Origin of the sequence: Microbacterium sp. CCNWLW134, assembly GCF_037083565.1 — a bacterium.
Classification (GTDB): domain Bacteria; phylum Actinomycetota; class Actinomycetes; order Actinomycetales; family Microbacteriaceae; genus Microbacterium.
This window is the reverse complement of the sequence record NZ_JBAOJU010000002.1, coordinates 480,835-499,328: the sequence shown is the minus strand read 5'-3', so window position 1 is coordinate 499,328 and position 18,494 is coordinate 480,835. Positions and strand designations below refer to the sequence as shown.

The following is an 18,494-nucleotide window of genomic DNA, read 5'->3' as shown; positions in this document are numbered from 1 at the left end:
CCCGACCCCGGTCATCGTCCCATCAGCGACGCTGTGAGCGGCAGAGACAGACGGAGCGGCGCGAGCCGACCCACGAACGCCCCCAGACGGTTGTTCGCACCCGAGACCACGACAGGAGGCGTCCGCCGGCTGTCCAAAGCCCGCATTGCCGTGGCGACCACCTGTTCCGGAGTTTCGTAGTTGCCGACCTTCGCGTCCTCGGTGCCGACCACGTCGAAGAACTCCGTTTTCGTGGCTCCAGGGCAGAGCGCGGTGACCCGCAGTCCGCTCCCCCGGGTCTCCCAGGCCAGTGCGGCCGTGAAGCTCTTGACGTACGCCTTCGTCGCTCCGTAGACGGCCATCGACGGTACCGGCTGGAACGCCGCGGTGCTGGCGACATTGACAAGTGCGCCGCCGCCGCGGGCGACCAGGTCCGGCAGGTAGAGCCGGGTCAGTGCGGTGAGGGCGGCGACATTCACCTGGACCTGGTCATCCGTGCGCCTGGCTCGCGCCTCGACGAGCGGGCCGTAGGTCGCGAAACCTGCGTTGTTGATGAGGGTCGAGATGGAGAGCCCTTCCGCATCGGTATAGGCCTTCACCCCGTCCCAGCTCGAAGGATCGCTGAGGTCCGCAGTGTGCACCCGCACATGGACACCGTGGGCCCGTCGGACGGCGTCGGCGAGGGCATCCATCCGTTCCCGACGACGGGCCACGAGGACGAGATCGGCCCCACGCCCAGCGAGGACGCGCGCGAACTCGGCACCGAGCCCGGAACTGGCGCCCGTGATGAGGGCGGTGGAGGAGGAGAAAGAAAGTGTCACGGTCTGTCCTTGTTGTCAATGCCTACATGTTGTCAGTGCCTACATTGACATGTCGCGGCCATTGTTGTCAATGCCTACATCGGGTTAGGCTTCGGGCATGAACGCTTCGGAGCGCCCATCCCTGCGCGATGCCCTTTTGTCGCGGGCGCAGTCGGTCGTGGTCGATCAAGGCGCCGAGGCTGTGTCGCTTCGTCAGCTCGCTCGAGATCTCGGCGTCTCCCACGCCGCGCCCGCCCGTCACTTCCGCACTCGGGCCGACCTCCTCAACGCCCTCGCCGTCGGCGGGTTCGACCTTCTCGCGACGGCATTGCAGGATGCCGCTCGCTCCTCGGAGCCGCGCCGGCCCCAGGAGCGATTGCACGCTCTGGCCGACACCTACCTCGCATTCGCGACGGAGCGGACGCGACTGCTCGACCTGATGTACTCCCGGAAGATCGCGGACGACTCGGATTCGTCCGTCTCGGATGCGGGGCGAAGCTCGTTGCTTCCGCTCCTCGCGGTCCTCGATGACGCCGTGGAGCAGAACCAGCTGCCTCCCGGAGACTCCGTCGCACGTGCGCAGGTGGCTCTCGCGGCCGTTCACGGGGTGAGCGCTCTCGCCGGACCGCAGGGGATGGATGGCACCTCTCCGGCGGCCGTCCTCGACGCAACGCTCGAGGTGCTGTGGAAGGGGATGGGAGGAACCGTCTGACCACGGCCACTCTCCGCGCCCGACGATCACCGGCGTCTGACCGACAGAGCTCTCGCCGCTCAGGGCACGACGTGTCCCGCTGCACGAAAGAGCTCGTACCATTCCGCCCGACTGAGGGGGAGGTCCGAGCCGAGGGCCGCCCCGCGCACACGCTCCGCCGCCGTCGTGCCCAGAACGACCTGCATGTCTGCGGGACGACGCGTGATCCACGCCGTGGCGATCGCGATAGTGGGAGGGCTACCTCACCGCATCACTTCGCCTCGCTCAGGAAAAGCACGAGCTGAACCTGTCCGACGAACCTGCGCAGACCGCCTTCGAACTCTCAGCGCTGCTCGACCACGCCAATCGGGAGTCGCTGCTGCGAGCGACCCCGCTTCCCTACCGCCGCGCCCGCCGTGCGATAGGCAGCCGCCTCCGAGATGCGGGCGCGGACATCGAACTCCTCGATCGGTTTCTCGCGGTGCCTGACGACGCCGCCGGGCGGATGGCCTCGAGCGCACCGACGGCGTGACCGCCTAGACATCACACCTCGCCGACGGCTGACTCAGCCGACCGAGGTGGAGGCTCAGCGACAGCCGTGCCGGTCATGCCGTGCCGCGCGTGCGGATGACTGCCGCAGCGACGACCGAGCGGCGGTCCGACGCGCGCGATGAGTCCGCCGACGATTCTCATAACCTACTTTCAGTCTCTGCATTGTTTTCTGCAGTTCGTATGGATTAGTCTGCAGTCACTGCACATTAGAGACAGGAAGGCAGGTTGCCATGTCAGAAGCGGATGGCGCCGGCGCGCAGCCGGCGGTCCTCAGGGCGAGATCCTTGACCCGGACGTATGGGAAGGGGGAGTCGGCGTTCACCGCGCTGCGCGGTGTCGATCTGAGCGTGGAACGCGGCCGCTCGGTCGCGATCGTCGGGAAGTCGGGGTCGGGCAAGTCGACGCTGATGCACCTGCTGGCGCTCCTGGACAAACCGACCACCGGTGATGTCGAGGTGGAAGGCCGTCCCGCCTCACGGTTGCGGGCGGGTGAGCTGAACCCGCTGCGCAACAAGACGTTCGGGTTCGTGTTCCAGCAGTTCTTCCTCACCGCCGGCCAGACGGTGTTCGAGAACGTGAGCCTGCCGCTCGTGATCGCCGGAATGCCCGCGCCCGAGCGGCGCGAGCGCACGATGGCCTCTCTCGAGGCGCTCGGCCTGGCCGACAAGGCCAAGAACCGCGCCAACGACCTGTCGGGCGGACAGAAGCAGCGCGTGGTGATCGCCCGGGCCCTCGTGAACGACCCGTCAGTGATCTTCGCCGACGAGCCCACCGGCAACCTCGATACCGCCACGGGGGCCCAGGTCGAAGACATCTTGTTTGGTCTTCAGCGTGATCGCGGCATCACCCTCGTCGTGGTCACCCACGACCCCGACCTCGCCGCGCGCTGCGACAGCGCCGTGACGATCGCCGACGGACAGATCGTCGCCCGAACGGGGGTGGCGGCATGAAGACCACCGACATCGTGAGGATGGCGTCGAAGAATGCTTTCCGCAGCAAGCTGCGCACCACCCTCACCGTTCTGAGCCTCTTCGTCGGCGCCTTCACGCTGACCCTCACCACCGCCCTCGGGGCCGGCGTGAACGACTACGTCGAACGCCAGGTGGCCACGCTCAGCGACGGCGACATCCTGCTCGTCAGTCCCGCGGCCACCGTCGACACCGGCGACGGCCCGACCGAGTACGACCCCGACGGCCGCCAGCAGGGCGCCGCCGGCAACCCGCTGACATCCGGCACCCTGCTCAACAGCGACGACATCGACGCGATCGAGCAGATCGACGGCGTCCGCAACGTCGAAGCGATCAGCGGGGTGACCGTCGACTGGATCGCCGAGTCGGACTCCTCCTCCGACACGCGCTACGAGATCGACATCAACCCGACATCCTCCATCGGCCAGAGTGACCTCGTCGCCGGCGAACAGCTCGATCAGGAAAGCTCGCAAGATCAGATCGTGCTGCCCGAGGAGTTCGTCGACGCGCTGGGCTTCAGTACCGCCGAGGAGTCGATCGGCGAGACCGTGACCCTCGGCTACACCGACGCGGCACAGCAGGAACAGGAGGTGACGGCCACCGTCGTGGGCGTCGCTCGCGAGAGCCTCTTCGCCGCGGGCGCCGGCGCCAACTCGGCGCTCACGACGGTCATCGCCGATGCCCAGTCGGCGGACGGAGCCCCCGACGCGTGGCCGCTCGCGGTCGCGCAGCTCCAGCCGGAGGACGGCGAGACCGTTACGGCGGAGGAGATTCAGCGGGTGAAGGACGACCTCGCCGACGCAGACCTCGCTGGGCAGACGATCGAAGATCAGCTGGGCATCGTCCAGACCATCATCAACGGCATCATCGGGGTGCTCAACGCCTTCGCGGTGGTCGCGCTCGTCGCGGCATCCTTCGGCATCATCAACACCCTGCTGATGAGCGTGCAGGAACGAACCCGCGAGATCGGCCTCATGAAGGCCATGGGCATGTCCAACGCCCGGGTCTTCACCCTGTTCAGCCTCGAGGCTGTCTTCATCGGATTCCTCGGCTCGGTGATCGGCGCCGTGGTTGCGATCGGACTGGGCTCGGTGCTGTCCGTCGCCCTCGCCGACACCGTGCTCTCCGCGCTCCCCGGACTGCAGATCCTTCTGTTCACCCCTGCGAACGTGATCGGCGTCATCGTCATCATCATGCTCATCGCGTTCCTCTCCGGCGTGCTCCCCGCCCGCCGAGCCGCCAGGCAGGACCCCATCGAGTCGCTTCGGTACGAGTGACCAAGGAGCCGCAGATCATGTCGACCACCCCGCCGAACCGCCGCCGCGACGCGGTCGAGACGAGCGTCCTCATCGAGCGCGCTGCGATCGACCTTGTTCTGGAGCATGGCTACGAGGCGGTCACGGTCGACATGATCTGCGAGCTCGCCGGGGTGAGCCAGCGCACCTTCTTCAACCACTTCAAGACCAAAGACCTCGCCCTTCTCGGTCCGGGCGGACCCGCGATCGACCAGCGCGCGGCACGCGCGTATGTCGCCGCGAAGGGCCCGCTGCTCCAGGGCGCAGTCGAACTGATCCATATCGAACCCGGACAGATGGCTGCCGACCCGACGCTGCTCGCGGCCCGGATCCACGCGGTCGGCACCAGCCCCGCGCTGGTCGCGCGGCAGATGGAACGCCTCTCCATGATCGAGGAAGAGCTGGAGGAAATCATCCAGCTCCGCCTCCGCACGCAATGGCCCGAGGAGGACGCCTCAGATCTCTCCGCGCAGGCGGAGCTCATCACCCATCTCCTTGCCGGGGTGATGCGATTCATCGCCATGAGCTGGGCCGACGACGTCCGACGCGGGCAGGAACCGAAGATCGATCCCGTGCACGTTCGCTCCACCCTGGACAGCACGATCCGCAAGCTCGTGTGACCGCCCGGGCGCGACCCCGTACACACAATCCCGAACGGAGAAGCCGTGTCTGATGACAGGCTCACGCCACCACTAGTCCTCACGCAGCGACGCGTCTGGGTCATCTTCAGTGCGCTCCTCGCCGGGATGCTTCTCGCCAGCCTCGACCAGACGATCGTCTCCACCGCGATGCCGACCATCGTCGGACAGCTCGGCGGTGTCGAGCATCAGGTGTGGATCACCAGCGCCTACCTGCTTGCCACGACGATCGTCATGCCCATCTATGGCAAGTTCGGCGACGTGCTCGGCAGGCGACGGCTGTTCCTCGTCGCGATCGCGCTCTTCACGCTCGCCTCTGTCGGGTGCGCCTTCGCCGTCGACTTCTGGACGTTCGTGGTCTTCCGAGCGATGCAGGGCCTGGGCGCCGGCGGACTCATCATCCTCTCGCAAGCGATCATCGCTGACATCGTGCCGGCCTCAGAGCGAGGCAAATACATGGGTCCACTGGGAGCGGTGTTCGGGGTCTCAGCGATCGCGGGGCCGCTCCTGGGTGGATTCTTCGTCGACAATCTGTCCTGGCAGTGGGCGTTCTACATCAACATTCCCGTCGGGATCGCTGCCTTCTTGATCGCCTTCTTCACTCTCCGGCTCCCGAACAAGAAGGCGACGCAGCCGGTCGACTTCCTCGGGGTCGTGTTCCTCTCCCTGGCAACGACCTGTCTGATCTTCTTCGTCGACGACGGCGGCGACAGTGACGTCGGATGGCTGTCACCGGCGACATGGGCGTGGGGCGCGGGGCTCCTGGCGTCTGCCATCGCCTTCGTCCTGGCCGAGGCTCGAGCAAAAGACCCGATCATCCCGCTCACGCTGTTCCGCAACCCGGTCTTCGTCAACGTCACCGCGATCGGGTTGACGCTCGGGATCGCGATGTTCTCGGCCCTCGGCTTCATCCCCACCTTCCTCCAGATGTCGTCGGGCACCTCGGCGGCAGCATCCGGCCTGCTGATGATCCCGATGATGGTCGGCGTGATCGGCACGTCGATCACCTCGGGCCTGCTCATCACCCGGACCGGGAGGTACAAGATCTTCCCGATCATCGGCACCGCCACCGCGGGCGTCGCGATGATCGCCATGACGACGCTGACCGCGTCCACGCCGATCTGGCTCATCTGCGTCTTCCTCTTCATCTTCGGCGCCGGTCTCGGAATGGTGGTGCAGGTCGTCGTCCTCGTCGCGCAGAATGCTGTACCTCCGGCTCAGGTGGGCACCGCCACGAGCACCAACAGTTACTTCCGAGAGGTGGGCGCAGCGCTCGGCATCGCCGTATTCGGGACGCTGTTCACAACGCGCCTCACCGACAACCTCGAGGACGTGTTCCGGGGTGCCGGCGCGTCGGCGGCGGAGGCCGCGGATACGACATCCTCCATTGATCCGCAGACTCTCTCTCAGCTGCCGGCCGCCCTTCGAGAAGGTGTGGTGAACGCGTACGCGGATGCCCTCGCGCCGGTGTTCTGGTACCTGGTGCCCTTCATGGCGGTCGCGCTGGGGTTGTCGCTGTTCCTCAAGCAGATCCCGCTGTCTGATGTCGCAGGCCTTGTCGCGCGCGGTGAAGCGACCGCGGCCGGGGCAGCCCCTCCGGAGAGAGGGTGACCGCGATGGTCCTGGACAGCCACGCCGTGGCCCGTGCGCGTGAGTTACGCGAGGAGTACGAGGGCTTTCTTCTCGAGTACCGATTCGGGATGCGTGAGATCGAAACGAAGATCGACATCCTCCGCGAGGAGTTCGCGCACACGCACGCCTACAACCCCATCGAACACGTGACCAGTCGGCTGAAGTCACTCGACAGCCTGGCGGTCAAGGTCGAGCGCAAGGGCATCGCGACGAGTATCGAGTCGATGCGCTCACATGTGACCGACATCGCAGGCATCCGCATCACCTGCACATTCGTATCTGACGCCTACCGTCTGTTCGACCTGTTGACCCGCCAAGACGACATCGTCGTGCGATCGGTCAAGGACTACATCGCCGAGCCCAAACCCAACGGGTACAAGAGCCTGCACGCCGTGGTCGAGGTACCGGTCTTCCTCTCGTCGGGTCGAGTACACGTGCCCGTGGAGGTGCAGTTCCGAACGATTGCGATGGATTTCTGGGCGAGCCTGGAACACAAGATTCACTACAAGTACCAGGCGCGGGTGCCACCGGGTCTGCGTGCCTCCCTGAAGGAAGCGGCAGATTCTGCTGCTGAACTCGATGAGCGGATGGAGCGGCTCCACGGTCAAGTGCACGGCAGTCCGGCCCGCCGACCAGAGAGCGGGTGATCAGCGAAGCGGCCCGTCGGAGACCGCGGGGTCGGAGGTACCTTTCGCGGAATCCGGGAGGAGCAGCTCGTCGATGTAGCAGTATCGCCAGGTTTCGCCCGGTTCCGCGGACGCGATGATCGGATGTCCTGAGGCGGTGAAATGCTCGGTGGCGTGACGCCCCGGCGAGTCGTCGCAGCAGGCGATGTTCCCGCAGCTGGTGCACAGACGCAGGTGTACCCACTCGAGGCCGTCTTCTCGGCAGCGTCGACACTCCAGCGGCCCGTCCGGCTCGTTGACGACGAGACTGTCGAGGTGCGTGCACTCTGAAGACGTCGTGAGCTCGCGAACGTAGGTGAAGTTGCCTCGGAAGAGTCGGTCCGGGAGTATCCGCGCGAGCATGTGCGAGCGGGATGCCGCGAGGGGGCTGAGCACCGCGAGGATCAGCAGGTAGAGCGCGACGAACGGACCGACCCTCTCGTCGAGACCGGCAGCGATTGCAAGCGACGCGAGAATGAGCGAGAACTCTCCGCGCCCGAGAAGCGTGAGGCTGATGTTCGCTGCGGCACGTTGATTGAGCCGGTACATCCGAGCGGCGATGACGCCGGCGACCACATTCAGCGTCACCGTGAGGAGCACGGCGAGGAGCGCGGGGAGGACGACGTCGCCGAGCTCACGGACGTCGATGGTGAGCCCGAACGCGATGAAGAACACCGCCGCGAAGACATCCCGCAAGGGCAGCACGACGCGCTCGACCCGATCTTTCAAAGACGTCCGCGAGACGACGAGGCCGATCATGAGCGCCCCGATCGCATCCGACACCCCCAACTCGGCGGAGGTACCGGCGACGAGGAAGACCAGGCCGACGACACCGATGGTGAGCAGCTCCTCCTCCCGGCTTCGAATGACGGCGGCGATGACACGCCCCCCGAATCGTGCAACGACCAGCAGGACGAGAAGGAACAGGAAGCTCGTTCCGATATCGACGACGAGTGCCAGCGGTGACTCCGCGTCACCCAGAATCGGCGTCAGGAGCGAAAGATACAGGGCCAGGAACAGGTCTTCGACGACGATGATCCCGAGGATCAACGGAGTCTCCGTGTTGGCGAGGCGGCGCAGCTCGATGAGGAGTTTCGTGACGATCGCGGAACTGGAGATTCCCAGGGCACCGCCGATCACCAGGGCCTCACCGACGCCCCACCCCAGGAACAGTCCGAAGACGATCCCGCCACTGACATTGAGACCGATGTAGGTGAATGCGACGAGGACGAGGCGTCCGCCGCTGGCTCGCACCTGCTCGAGCGGGAACTCCACTCCGAGGTGGAACAGCAGAAGGACGAGACCCATCGTGGCCAGGAACTCGATGACCGCGGGATCGTCGATCAGCACGGGGCCCGGCGTGCCCGGTCCGAGCAGGATCCCCGTCGCCATGAAGAACGGGATGGTCGGAAGGCCGATGCGCCGACCGAGCCGGGCGAGCAGCGCTGCGACAAGCAGGAGCGCACCGACGGCGATCAACTCGTTGATGGGGATCCCGAAGGGTGCGCCCACGATGTTCACGCCGGGTGGCTGCACCTGGCCGTCGAGGATCGTCATCTCGGGTCAGTCGGTGATGTACGAACCGTTGAGTACTGCTCCCAGGAGGCGAGCCTGTTCGGCGGAGAGCTCGATCACGGAGGTGGGGTCGGTCGAGCTGTTTTCGAACGAATAGATCTCGCGCCGGCCATCCCTGTGCTCGATGACCGACACGCGCTGTGGGGCCCGATTTCCGGCGACGTCGTATCGCGTCCCGATACCTGGCATCTCGACTTTCCGCACGTGGCTGCCCATACCGCTGATGATAAACATGCGGGTGCTTCCTCTGCCACGGATCAGTCGAGGCGCGAGGAGTCGAATCACCGTGCCTTCCTCCTGAAGCCGGGGGCACCCCGGGCCGATCCGTTGCCGGCTCAGACGGTTGTGGCGGGGACCACGCCGTCGGCGATGGCCGCGCACAGCGCCGCGTGATCGCGCTCGGTCACGTCCGCGTAGTCCACGGCGAACGAGGCGACGGCCTCGTCGAAGGCGCTGGAACCGCCGAGGTAGCCGGCGATCATCGCCGCCGAACCTGCGCGGGCGTGGGCCCGAGCGAGGACCGCGCCGCACACGCGGCCGTACATCGCCAGACCCTCGCCATCCAAGGCGGTCAGGTCGACACCGCCCTTCATGTCTCGCAGTTGGCGCACGAAGTACTCCCGGCGTGGGAGGCGGGTGCCTTCGGTCCAGCCGAGGAAGGGATCGCTCGCCGCCTGGAGCAGCCGCTGCCCATTCACCACGCGACGCCCCGCGTGCTCCGGCGACGTGGATGCGGGTGGCGATATCGTCTCGAGGACTGATCGACCCGCTTGCTTCACCTGAAGAAGCAGTGCATCGCCGTCCCCGGACTCGAACAACAGGACGAGCGCCCGCGTGCCGACGCTCCCCACTCCGACGACTTTGTGGGCCACGGCCCGGTAGCCGAACCGACTCAGGAGCACCTGCCGGTCAGGGGTGAGGGTGGAGAGGTATCGGTCGAAGAGAACTGCCACTCGTGCATCGATACCCGGCTCGAGGTGGTCGTCGACGGGCACGAGGAGGGGCTGATCGGCGCGGAAACGCAGCCGTCCGTCGGGCGCGGCCTCGGTCAGCTTGCCGACAGCCACGTCGCCGGTGTTGCGGAGTGATTTCTTCGCGGCCCGCCGCACCCCCTTGCCGAGCGCCGTGCGCCGAAGACGTGCGGCGAGCTCGTCCACCTCGACCCGCGCGTACCACGCCTCCAGGGGAGACATGGCGGCCATGGCGGCGATGGTCTTCCGGTACGACTTCACTGTGGTGACCGCCGCCGCGTGCCTCGCGGCATCGCTCGCCCCGCCAGCACAGGCGGCCACGACGACGCTGGCGGCCAAGCGTTTGACGTCCCACTCGAAAGGGCCCGGATACGTCTCATCGAAGTCGTTCAGGTCGAACACCAACGACCGGTCGGGCGCCGCGTACATACCGAAATTGGCCACGTGCGCGTCTCCGCACAGTTGCACGGTCAGGCCGGTCGAGGGGCTCGCCGCCAGGTCTCGGGCCATGACCGCTGCCGAGCCGCGAAGAAAGGCGAACGGGGATGCGGCCATCCGGCCGTACCTCAGCGGGATCAGCCCGTGCTCCCGAGCGTCCTCCTGCGCGCGAAGCACCCCGACCGCGTCCCGGTCCGGCCGATCCGCCCCGGACTCGGCATGGGCGGCCAGCGGCAGGTCTGATCGATGCGCCTTCCCCTGAGCGCGCAGCTCCGCACGCGTGGGAGGCTGAACGCCGAAGCCGCCGAGGGCTGACCCCTCGATCGATGCGGCTCGGCTCCTGATCTCGGCGCTCATGGCAACCGTCCTTCGTGGAGCGTGGGAGGCGACTCGGGTCGCACGGTGGCTTCAACCTACGCCCCGGCGCAGGGTCGATGAAGCCTCGACCCCACTGTTCGGGGTGGATCACGAGGTCAACCCTGAAGCTGGTCGAGCACGGCGAAGAGGTCTTCGATGTGCCAGGATTGCGCGATCTTGCCGCTCGACAGCCGGTGGAAGTCGAACGCGCGGAATTCGACGATCCGACCGGTCGGCGCGACCCCGAGGAACTCTCCGAGGTGCGTGCCCCGCGCCACGACCCGCGTGGCGACCCGGTCACCCGAGATCAGGACGTCTTCCACCGTGACGCTCAGATCGGGGAACGCCGCGCGAAGAAAGGCGACCGTTGCCGTGAAGCCTTCGACGCCGGCCGGAACCCCGGGGGGAAGCGGGATGTCTTCCCAGCCCTCGGAGAGAAAGTCACGGGCGGCGCTCGTGTCTCCGCTGGACATCGCTTCGTAGAACCGCCGAACCGTCGCCTCCGCGTCGTTCAGCTCGAGTGCGCCTTCGCCCCCACCATCTTCGACCCCCTCGACGAAGACCAGAGTGCGCTCGAGCGCCGTCCTGGCGATTTCGCGAGCCGGTGCGTACTCGGCAGAGTGGTACCACCGATGGATGTGTTGCATGTCGGGGAACTCGATGAGAACAACCCGCTTGTCCGGTGCCCATTCGCCTTCGGCGATATCGGCCTCGGCAGCAAGCACTCGGAATGCTCCACCGTATGCGGCGACGGCCGCACGGGTCAGCTCGGCGTAGTGCTGAGCACCGGCTTCGTCGAGCACGGTGACTTCGGTAAGGCTGTATGCGGGCATGACGGTCTACTCTCGCTGAATGATCGGGTCGCTGACAGGAGCTCACTACGGTCCTCGGGTTTCTCCCGCCGCAGCATCCTGGTTTCCAGATTGTTCCCATCGGTCTGCGATAGGAAACGAGCATTCGACGTGAAGTCACAACCGGGGGCGCTCGATGCCTGATCTGCGGCAGCTTCGTGTCTTTCTCGCGGTGGCTCGGGAGCTGAACTTCACTCGGGCGGCGTCGGCGTTGTTCATGACGCAGCAGGCGGTCTCGAAGACGATCGGGCAGCTCGAGCGCGACCTGGGCGTTCCTCTCTTCGAGCGGTCGACACACGATGTGTCGCTCACGCCGGCGGGCGCCGAGCTGCAGCGCGGCGCGCCCGCGGCCCTCTCGATGGTCGACGCAGTTCTCGAGCGCGTGCAGCGCGTAGCAAGCGGAACGGCGGGGACGGTCGAGGTCGGTGTGTCGCCCGCGCTCAGTCAAGGAGAGCGGCTGGCCCTGGTCGACGCGCTTCGCGTGAACGTACCGTCATTGTCCGTCGTCATGCACGAACTTCGACCGGAGCACGTGCGTGCCGCCCTGCGCGACCGTCGCGTCGAGCTGATGTTCGCTCGATCGGTTCTCGTGGCGCCCGGTATCGACAGCGTTGCGGTTCGGTCGACGCCGGCACGGCTGTACGTGCCCGCACGCCACCGGTGGGCCCAGCGGACAGACGGTGTGCACCTTCGGGAACTCGATGGCGAGCGGCTGCTGGTGTGGAACGAACCCGGCACACCTCTGACCGATGGCCTCCTGCGCCTGGTCTCCGCGCACGGGGCGACGATCACGCCCGTACTGTCGCGGGCGAGCGGCCTGGGGGTGTCGTTGAGCGACCTCTCCGAATTGGATGTCGTGGCGATTGCGTCGCCAGACGCGACCCGCGACCCCGAGATCGTGCAGCTCGAGATCGCGGAACCGGTCTCGCTGCCCGTCGTCGCGATGTGGACGCGCGGTTCGCGCCCGGCAACGGTCGACCGAGTGCTCGCGCATCTGGGCGACGTACCAGGGTCGGGATAACCTGCCCGACCGCGGAAGTTCAGCTCCGGACAGTCTTGAAAGTCCGGAACAGCGCGTGGCCGATGATCATCACAAGTCCGAGTGTGCCGACCGGAACGCCGACCATTGCCAGGATTCCCGCGCCGATGTTCGCATCCGGAGCCGTCGGGTCCAAGAGCAGAACCACGCCGACGAGCATGGCGAACCCGCACCCAAGAAGGACAGTTCCAATGTGATAAATCTTCATGATCTCCCTGGAGGCGTCAGACACCCGCTCCGAAGAACCCTACGCGGGGAAAGACCGCGGAAACATCGCCAAGACCCGACGACGCGGATCTCGAGGGGCCGCCCGCAGCGCTGAGGGCCGGGTCGCACAGGAGTTCGACGCCGCCTGCCGCTCACTTCCGTCCGTCGATGCCGTGCGTAGGGCTGGCCGCCCCTGAACAGGGCGGCCAGCCCTGACCATTAGTCGTTCGCAATGGTGGCGAAGACGCCGTCCGCCCCGCCGCGCAGCGCGTCGGCGGCAACCTGCGGGTTCCAGAAGTCGACGTAGCGAGTGATCTTCCCGTCGGTCGTCTCGACAACCGAGATGTATGTCTGGTTGTAGGGGCGGCCCGTAGTCAGGGCGGTGCCGACGCTCGAGAATTCAGCGATGACGAGCGACGGGTCTGCCGTCTCGTGGAAGACGAGGTCGGTGAACTTCACCGAGAAGTGCTTCGGGAAGTTCTGCATGTAGTCGAGCAGCTCGGCTTTTCCACTCACCGCCTTCGGGAACCCCTCGGGACCGTAGGGGAACTCGAGCACACCCTCGTCCGCGAACAGCTCCACCCACTCGGGGATCCGGCCCGACGACAGGTAGTCGAGGTGATTGCGGAAGGTCTGGCGCGCGGCATCCCGCACGTTGTTGATAGTCATGTCGTTCACGACCGCTCCTTTCATTGCCCGCTTAAAGCGAGTTCTTTCTCTTTACAGTTCGACGTTAGCACGCGTGCGTTCGAACCGCGAAATTATTCGCGATAGCAGCCAGGGCCACACCGTCTGCGACACTCCTCGCGTTAGAGTGAGCCGATGAATGATCCGGCGTCGCGGAAAGCCCAGCGTCCGGGCGGTCGCTCCGCCCGCGTCCGCTCCGACGTTCACGCAGCGGTGACGGCCCTCCAGTCGGAGCAGCCGCTAGCCGAGATCACGATGGCTCGGATCGCCGAGCGGTCGGGTGTTCACCTCGGCACCCTGTACCGCAGATGGGGCAGCGTGGACGGCGTCCTGCTCGACGTCGTGAGTGAACGGTTGAGCGCGCGCTCGCCGGTGCCGGATACCGGCGACTACGCGAACGACCTGCGGGAGTACGCGCGCCAAGCCGCGGAGGATCTCGCGGGCTCGGAGGGAGTACTGCTCCTACGCACGCTCGTCTCCGTGCGACTCGGCGACGGGGGCTCTTTACCGCCAGCCTTGTCGCGTCGGTTCGACGAGCTTCAGCTCATGCTCGACCGCGCGGCGGCCAGAGGTGAGACGGTGCCCACGTCCGAGGACGTCTTCGAGCTCGTCATCGCCCCGTTGTGCGCAAGCTTGCTGTTCGGGACCGATCCACCCCCGGTAGAGCGGTTGGTCGAGAGGGTCGACCTCCTCGCCGCACACGCGGCCGACACTGAGGGCAAGTAAATCGGGGGGGTTTCCTCATCCGTCCGACGGTTGCAGCGGACCATCGGTCGGAATCTGCCCCACGGCAGGTGCGGACGGCCGGCGGATTGCCGCGGCGCTCCTCGGTTGGAAACGAAAGCCCTGGCGAAATAGGAGAAGCGCCGCGCTCCAGGCGCGACGCCTCTCCCCAAGCGAATCCGACCGAGAGCGAAATCAGCGTCTGGTCAGGGATCCATGGCGGTGACGGTGGGATTTAACTCGTATCCCCCGGTCTTTCATGGGTGTGCGAGGGCATGCTCGTCTGTGTTTCCGCGGGAGTCGACCTTTCGCAGGTGTCCCCGAGGCTATCGATCGCGACACGTTCTTTCTCACGGGTCACTCGCGGTGGGGCACACATCAGGTGCTTCACCATGCGCGCCGCGTCCCGGCGGCTCTCGATTGCTCAGCGCGCCATCTCCGCCACCCAGGCGCCTATCGCCCCAGCGTGCAGGCTCCACTTGCGACTCTCCGACCGATCGAGCCGGGCCCGATCGAGCCGGTCGAAGGGGTGCGAATCGGCCGTGCGGGCAGGGGTCATCCGTCGGTGCGGACGGCGCCGGTCGAGGAGGGCTGCTGGCCCGCAGCATCCGAGATCTCGGACCGGACGATCTCCGCCCCGGCGCACAGCGCGGCCAGCTTCCCGCGAGCGACGCTCGACGCCAACGGTGCCATGCCGCAGTTGGTCGACGGATAGAGCTTGTCCGCATCGACGAAACGCAACGCGGCGCGCAGCGTGTCGGCGACCTCCTCCGGCGTCTCGACGGTGTTCGTCGCGACGTCGATCGCGCCGACCATGAGCTTCTTCCCCCGGGCGAGGTCGAGAAGCTCGATCGGCACGCGGGAGTTGTGACGCTCCAGAGAAAGGATGTCGAGACTCGACCGCTGCAGGGTGGGAAGGGTCTCCTCGTACTGGCGCCACTCGGATCCGAGCGTCTTCTTCCAGGTGGTGTTGGCCTCGATGCCGTACCCGTAGCAGATGTGCACCGCGGTTTCACAGGACAGCCCGGATGCGGCGCGCTCCAGCGCGGCGATCCCCCAGTCGTTCGCCTCGTCGTGGAACACCGTGAAGGCGGGCTCGTCGAACTGCACGATGTCGACACCGGCGGCGGCGAGGTCCTTCGCCTCCTGATTGAGGATTCCCGCGAACTCCCACGCGAGTTTCTCCCGGCTGCGGTAGTGCGCGTCGAAGAGGGTGTCGACCATGGTCATCGGACCGGGAAGAGCCCACTTGATGGGCCGGTCGGTGTGCGCGCGCAGGAACCGGGCATCATCGACGAACACCGGGGCGCCCCGGGAGACATCCCCGACGACCCGCGGCACAGCTGCGTCGTATCGATCCCGGATTCTCACCGTGGCGCGGTTCTCGAAATCCACCCCGACGAGATTCTCGATGAAGGTGGTGACGAAATGCTGCCGCGTCTGCTCCCCGTCACCGACGATGTCGAGGCCCGCTTCGAGCTGATCGGCAAGGGAGAGTCGCAGCGCGTCCCGCTTGCCGCCGGCGAGTTCCTCACCGGTGAGTTTCCACGGCGACCAGAGGGTCTGCGACTGTGCGAGCCACGATGGCTTCGGCAGGCTGCCCGCCGTCGAGGTGGGAAGAAGTCTGGTCGGGATGTCTCGTGTCACCGTTTCTCCTCCGGATCGCCGGTCTGAGCGGACTGCAGGTCGGACCACCGCTGCAGCCTCTCCCCGTGGGGGGCGATGAGCACCTCGTCGGCGAATCTCCCCTGCTCGACAGCGAGACGCGCGCGCTCATCCCGGTCATAGGTGACCTGCGTCGTGGAGAAGTCGGTGTGCTCCAGGCTCGGACGATATCGCGCACCCGCGGCGGCGTTGGCGTTGTAGATCTCGGGTCGATAGATCTTCTGGAACGTCTCCATCGTGCTGACCGTCGCGATGAGCGGAAGGTTCCCGTAGTCGCTCAGAAGGTCGCCGCGGAAGTAGAACGCCAGCGGCGCGACGCCGCCGGGCGGCATGAAGTAGCGGACGCCCAGTCCCATCTTGGCGAAGTAGGTGTCGGTGAACGAGTACTCGTCCTGCACGTACTCCACACCCAGGAGGGGATGACGGTTGTCCGTCCGGTGGTAGGTCTTCGTGCTCGACGCGCTGAGGCACACGACGGGCGGGGTGTCGAACGCGCGGGTGTACGCGTCGGACGCGAGAAAGGCGCGGAACAGGTTCCCGTGGAGCTGTCCGAAGCTCTCGGGGATGCTCCCGCTCGGGCTCTCTCCGGCGAGACGGGGCAGGAGGATGCTGAAGTCGTAGTCGCGCACATACGAAGACAGGTTGTTGCCGACGATGCCGGGGATGCGCCGGCCGAGCCGCCGGTCCACGATCGTCGTCTGAAGCATCTCGATGAGCGGGAAGGCGGGCGTTTCGAGATCGGCTTCTCCGCCGCTGTCGATCTGAAGGCCCACCGAGACGATCTGGAGTTCGACGCGGTAGCGGTCGCGGTCGGGATTGTCCCAATCGGCGAGATCGTTGAAGCGCGCGTCGATCATCGTCAGGACGTTGCGCAGGTTCTCCTGACGGCGCTCACCACGGGCGAGATTGGCGTAGTTGGTGGTCAGCCGGGTGCTGGGGGGCGGCACGTACGTCTCGTCGAACGGCGTGCGCTCGACACGGAATGTCAGGCCGACGGGACAGTCCGCATCGGACTCGGCCGACTCCGATGCGGCAGCGGGCCGGTGAGAGACCGGGGAGATAACACTCATCGAAGATCCCTCGGGTTCGGGTGGCATGTAGTCGTCCTGACGATGAACCCTTCACCACGGGCATGCAAGTGCGGCGTAACACAGGTACCCACACCACCCGACAGGGGCGCGGGGCGCACAGTCGTCACCATCCGCGCATCGCGCCGGACGGCGTGGGACCGACCGCGATCGGCCGGGTGGAGGAGAGCGCCCACTGGCTCCACGATCCGACGTAGATGCGCGTGTCGATCCCCGCGCGGGCGAACGCGAGCGCCGAGTGCGCAGAAGCGATCCCGGTGCCGCAGTACAGCGTGATCTGCACACTCGGATCGACGGATGCCGCGGCGACCGTCGCCCGGATGTGCTCGGCCGACCGGAGTGTTCCATCGGGCGCGATGTGGGAGACGGTCGGTATGTTGACGGCGCCCGGGATGTGGCCGGCCACGTCGTCGAGTCGGGTCGACTGACCCCGGTAGTGCTCGGGCGACCGGACGTCGATGAGGTACCCCGAGGCGGGTGCTCGTGCCGCATCATCGATGGTCGCGACCCCTGGATCGCGCTCGGGAAGGATGATGTCGCCCCGCGGCGGCAGCACGTCACCCCGCTCGATAGGAAGACCGGCCGCCACCCAGGCGCGGATGCCCCCGTCGAGCACCCGCACATCCACGCCTCTTTCGCGGAGGAGCCACCACGCGCGCGCGGCCGGCACCGCATCGTTGTCGTCGTACGCGACGACGAGGTCGCCCTCGCGGATCCCCCAGCGTCTCGTGGAGTCCTGAAGGGCGGAATGTCGCGGCAGCGGGTACCGTCCGACCTCCGGATGGCCGCGGTCTGCCAGTTCTCGCTCCAGGTCGACGTAGACGGCGGCGGGAAGATGGCCCGACACATACCCCGGTCGCCCCTCCGGCAGGTTCAGACGCCACCGCACGTCCAGCAACCGCACGCTGCGCCCCGCCTTCAGCTCGGAGGCCAGCTCGAGCGCGGTGATCAGCAGCGGCATACATCGAGTGTCCGAAGTGCCGCGCAGCATGTCGTGGAGGGGTGAAACAGAGCGCAATCCGCCGACCATCGACGAAACAAAGCGGCCAGGACCGGACGTCACAGTTCGTCGCACAGCGGTGCCCCTCCGCAGCGAGAACCCTAGCCTGGCGCGGAAGAACCAGGTCTTCCCGACCCCGCCAGTGAGGAACCCATGTCGTCCATCGTCGTTCTCGTCGGCAACCCGCGACCCGGTTCGCGCACCCGGCTCGTGGCGGAGGAGCTCGCCGGCCAGCTGGCCGAGCGGACAGGTGCTCATGCCGAACCCACCATCGATCTCGCTGACGTCGCGCAGAGGCTGTTCCGATTCCCCGACGAGGACGTCGACGCCTTGCTCTCACGCGTCGCCGCGGCGGACATCCTCATCGTCGCCAGCCCGACGTACAAGGCGGCGTACACCGGGCTGCTCAAGGCGTTCCTCGACCGCTATCCGTCGTCCGGACTGGCCGCGGTGACCGCGATCCCGGTGATGACGATCGGCGCGCCGGCGCACGCCCTCGCTGTGGAGCACACGCTGCGACCGTTGCTGGTCGAACTCGGGGCCTCGGTACCGAGCCGCGGACTCGCCTTCCCGGCATCCGTCATCGACGATCGACGGGTCATCATCGCCGAATGGCTCGAGACGGAGGGCTCTCGCATCCGACCCCGCGAGTGAAGAGTTCTCTGTGACGCGA

20 protein-coding genes and 1 pseudogene are annotated in these 18,494 nt (G+C 66.7%); 10 read left to right on the top strand and 11 right to left on the bottom strand.

The genetic code is table 11. The features are described 5' to 3' along the window. Positions 1 to 11 precede the first annotated feature (11 nt). On the bottom strand, positions 12 to 800 hold the full coding sequence (locus V6S02_RS12960) for an SDR family NAD(P)-dependent oxidoreductase (protein WP_336401177.1): 789 nt from the start codon (positions 798 to 800) through the stop codon (positions 12 to 14). 97 nt (positions 801 to 897) lie between these two features. Here V6S02_RS12960 and V6S02_RS12955 point away from each other — a divergent pair, with 97 nt between their 5' ends. Continuing rightward, positions 898 to 1,491: a TetR/AcrR family transcriptional regulator gene (locus tag V6S02_RS12955; RefSeq protein WP_336401176.1), complete on the top strand. Its 594-nt coding sequence runs from the start codon at positions 898 to 900 to the stop codon at positions 1,489 to 1,491. A 59-nt stretch (positions 1,492 to 1,550) separates the two neighbouring features. Here V6S02_RS12955 and V6S02_RS12950 read toward each other — a convergent pair. Next, positions 1,551 to 1,724: pseudogene (locus V6S02_RS12950) on the bottom strand (aldo/keto reductase); the annotation flags it as partial. Between the two features lie 47 nt (positions 1,725 to 1,771). On the opposite strand from V6S02_RS12950, the gene V6S02_RS16975 reads away from it, so the two are divergent. From V6S02_RS16975 to V6S02_RS12925, 6 genes are all read left to right on the top strand, one after another. Then, positions 1,772 to 2,002, top strand: coding sequence for a hypothetical protein (locus tag V6S02_RS16975; RefSeq protein ID WP_442927942.1), 231 nt, complete (start codon positions 1,772 to 1,774; stop codon positions 2,000 to 2,002). Between the two features lie 250 nt (positions 2,003 to 2,252). Beyond that, a complete protein-coding gene (locus V6S02_RS12945) occupies positions 2,253 to 2,972 on the top strand; it encodes an ABC transporter ATP-binding protein (RefSeq protein ID WP_336401175.1) in 720 nt (239 codons plus the stop codon). Then, positions 2,969 to 4,267 (top strand): ABC transporter permease, encoded by a 1,299-nt coding sequence (locus V6S02_RS12940; RefSeq protein ID WP_124292253.1) that lies wholly within the window; start codon positions 2,969 to 2,971, stop codon positions 4,265 to 4,267. Before V6S02_RS12945 ends, V6S02_RS12940 begins: the two co-directional genes overlap by 4 nt. A 17-nt stretch (positions 4,268 to 4,284) precedes the next feature. Beyond that, positions 4,285 to 4,905, top strand: coding sequence for a TetR/AcrR family transcriptional regulator (locus V6S02_RS12935; RefSeq protein ID WP_336401174.1), 621 nt, complete (start codon positions 4,285 to 4,287; stop codon positions 4,903 to 4,905). A gap of 45 nt (positions 4,906 to 4,950) precedes the next feature. Beyond that, the gene (locus V6S02_RS12930; protein ID WP_336401173.1) at positions 4,951 to 6,534 is read left to right on the top strand and encodes an MDR family MFS transporter; all 1,584 of its coding nucleotides are present in this window, start codon (positions 4,951 to 4,953) and stop codon (positions 6,532 to 6,534) included. A 5-nt stretch (positions 6,535 to 6,539) separates the two neighbouring features. Then, on the top strand, positions 6,540 to 7,202 hold the full coding sequence (locus V6S02_RS12925) for a GTP pyrophosphokinase (RefSeq protein ID WP_336401172.1): 663 nt from the start codon (positions 6,540 to 6,542) through the stop codon (positions 7,200 to 7,202). Here the strand turns inward: V6S02_RS12925 and V6S02_RS12920 are convergent, their stop codons facing one another. The 4 genes from V6S02_RS12920 to V6S02_RS12905 form a co-directional block, all read right to left on the bottom strand. Beyond that, the gene (locus tag V6S02_RS12920; RefSeq protein ID WP_336401171.1) at positions 7,203 to 8,777 is read right to left on the bottom strand and encodes a cation:proton antiporter domain-containing protein; all 1,575 of its coding nucleotides are present in this window, start codon (positions 8,775 to 8,777) and stop codon (positions 7,203 to 7,205) included. It abuts the gene before it with no gap. Positions 8,778 to 8,783: 6 nt separating this feature from the next. Continuing rightward, positions 8,784 to 9,080, bottom strand: coding sequence for a hypothetical protein (locus tag V6S02_RS12915; RefSeq protein ID WP_336401170.1), 297 nt, complete (start codon positions 9,078 to 9,080; stop codon positions 8,784 to 8,786). 50 nt (positions 9,081 to 9,130) lie between these two features. Next, the gene (locus V6S02_RS12910; protein ID WP_336401169.1) at positions 9,131 to 10,561 is read right to left on the bottom strand and encodes a DUF2252 domain-containing protein; all 1,431 of its coding nucleotides are present in this window, start codon (positions 10,559 to 10,561) and stop codon (positions 9,131 to 9,133) included. Positions 10,562 to 10,677: 116 nt separating this feature from the next. Then, the gene (locus V6S02_RS12905; protein ID WP_336401168.1) at positions 10,678 to 11,394 is read right to left on the bottom strand and encodes an ester cyclase; all 717 of its coding nucleotides are present in this window, start codon (positions 11,392 to 11,394) and stop codon (positions 10,678 to 10,680) included. Between the two features lie 154 nt (positions 11,395 to 11,548). Between V6S02_RS12905 and V6S02_RS12900 the strand changes: the two genes are divergently transcribed. Beyond that, a complete protein-coding gene (locus V6S02_RS12900) occupies positions 11,549 to 12,433 on the top strand; it encodes a LysR family transcriptional regulator (protein WP_336401167.1) in 885 nt (294 codons plus the stop codon). A 19-nt stretch (positions 12,434 to 12,452) separates the two neighbouring features. On the opposite strand, the gene V6S02_RS12895 is transcribed toward V6S02_RS12900, so the two are convergent. Next, a complete protein-coding gene (locus V6S02_RS12895) occupies positions 12,453 to 12,683 on the bottom strand; it encodes a hypothetical protein (protein ID WP_336401166.1) in 231 nt (76 codons plus the stop codon). Positions 12,684 to 12,877: 194 nt separating this feature from the next. Next, positions 12,878 to 13,327, bottom strand: coding sequence for a nuclear transport factor 2 family protein (locus V6S02_RS12890; RefSeq protein WP_124294342.1), 450 nt, complete (start codon positions 13,325 to 13,327; stop codon positions 12,878 to 12,880). Between the two features lie 231 nt (positions 13,328 to 13,558). Here V6S02_RS12890 and V6S02_RS12885 point away from each other — a divergent pair, with 231 nt between their 5' ends. Further along, complete coding sequence (locus V6S02_RS12885; protein WP_336401165.1) at positions 13,559 to 14,071, top strand: TetR/AcrR family transcriptional regulator; 513 nt, start codon at positions 13,559 to 13,561, stop codon at positions 14,069 to 14,071. A 552-nt stretch (positions 14,072 to 14,623) separates the two neighbouring features. Here V6S02_RS12885 and V6S02_RS12880 read toward each other — a convergent pair. From V6S02_RS12880 to V6S02_RS12870, 3 genes are all read right to left on the bottom strand, one after another. Further along, complete coding sequence (locus V6S02_RS12880) at positions 14,624 to 15,715, bottom strand: methionine synthase (RefSeq protein ID WP_336401164.1); 1,092 nt, start codon at positions 15,713 to 15,715, stop codon at positions 14,624 to 14,626. After that, positions 15,712 to 16,803: a putative oxygenase MesX gene (locus tag V6S02_RS12875; protein ID WP_336401163.1), complete on the bottom strand. Its 1,092-nt coding sequence runs from the start codon at positions 16,801 to 16,803 to the stop codon at positions 15,712 to 15,714. Before V6S02_RS12875 ends, V6S02_RS12880 begins: the two co-directional genes overlap by 4 nt. Before the next feature lie 124 nt (positions 16,804 to 16,927). Beyond that, positions 16,928 to 17,782 carry a sulfurtransferase gene (locus V6S02_RS12870; protein WP_336401162.1) on the bottom strand — a complete coding sequence of 285 codons (855 nt, stop codon included), beginning with the start codon at positions 17,780 to 17,782 and terminating at the stop codon, positions 16,928 to 16,930. 192 nt (positions 17,783 to 17,974) lie between these two features. Here V6S02_RS12870 and V6S02_RS12865 point away from each other — a divergent pair, with 192 nt between their 5' ends. After that, the gene (locus V6S02_RS12865) at positions 17,975 to 18,475 is read left to right on the top strand and encodes an NADPH-dependent FMN reductase (RefSeq protein ID WP_336401161.1); all 501 of its coding nucleotides are present in this window, start codon (positions 17,975 to 17,977) and stop codon (positions 18,473 to 18,475) included. Positions 18,476 to 18,494 lie beyond the last annotated feature (19 nt).

Excerpts from the sequence above, each read along its gene's own strand:
- V6S02_RS12905 (WP_336401168.1), bottom strand. The coding sequence starts at position 11,394 with ATGCCCGCATACAGCCTTACCGAAGTCACCGTGCTCGACGAAGCCGGT.
- V6S02_RS12945 (WP_336401175.1), top strand. The coding sequence starts at position 2,253 with ATGTCAGAAGCGGATGGCGCCGGCGCGCAGCCGGCGGTCCTCAGGGCG.
- V6S02_RS12935 (WP_336401174.1), top strand. The coding sequence starts at position 4,285 with ATGTCGACCACCCCGCCGAACCGCCGCCGCGACGCGGTCGAGACGAGC.
- V6S02_RS12900 (WP_336401167.1), top strand. The coding sequence starts at position 11,549 with ATGCCTGATCTGCGGCAGCTTCGTGTCTTTCTCGCGGTGGCTCGGGAG.
- V6S02_RS12925 (WP_336401172.1), top strand. The coding sequence starts at position 6,540 with ATGGTCCTGGACAGCCACGCCGTGGCCCGTGCGCGTGAGTTACGCGAG.
- V6S02_RS12955 (WP_336401176.1), top strand. The coding sequence starts at position 898 with ATGAACGCTTCGGAGCGCCCATCCCTGCGCGATGCCCTTTTGTCGCGG.
- V6S02_RS12940 (WP_124292253.1), top strand. The coding sequence starts at position 2,969 with ATGAAGACCACCGACATCGTGAGGATGGCGTCGAAGAATGCTTTCCGC.
- V6S02_RS12920 (WP_336401171.1), bottom strand. The coding sequence starts at position 8,777 with ATGACGATCCTCGACGGCCAGGTGCAGCCACCCGGCGTGAACATCGTG.
- V6S02_RS12875 (WP_336401163.1), bottom strand. The coding sequence starts at position 16,803 with ATGAGTGTTATCTCCCCGGTCTCTCACCGGCCCGCTGCCGCATCGGAG.
- V6S02_RS12910 (WP_336401169.1), bottom strand. The coding sequence starts at position 10,561 with ATGAGCGCCGAGATCAGGAGCCGAGCCGCATCGATCGAGGGGTCAGCC.
- V6S02_RS12890 (WP_124294342.1), bottom strand. The coding sequence starts at position 13,327 with ATGACTATCAACAACGTGCGGGATGCCGCGCGCCAGACCTTCCGCAAT.
- V6S02_RS12865 (WP_336401161.1), top strand. The coding sequence starts at position 17,975 with ATGTCGTCCATCGTCGTTCTCGTCGGCAACCCGCGACCCGGTTCGCGC.
- V6S02_RS12870 (WP_336401162.1), bottom strand. The coding sequence starts at position 17,782 with ATGCCGCTGCTGATCACCGCGCTCGAGCTGGCCTCCGAGCTGAAGGCG.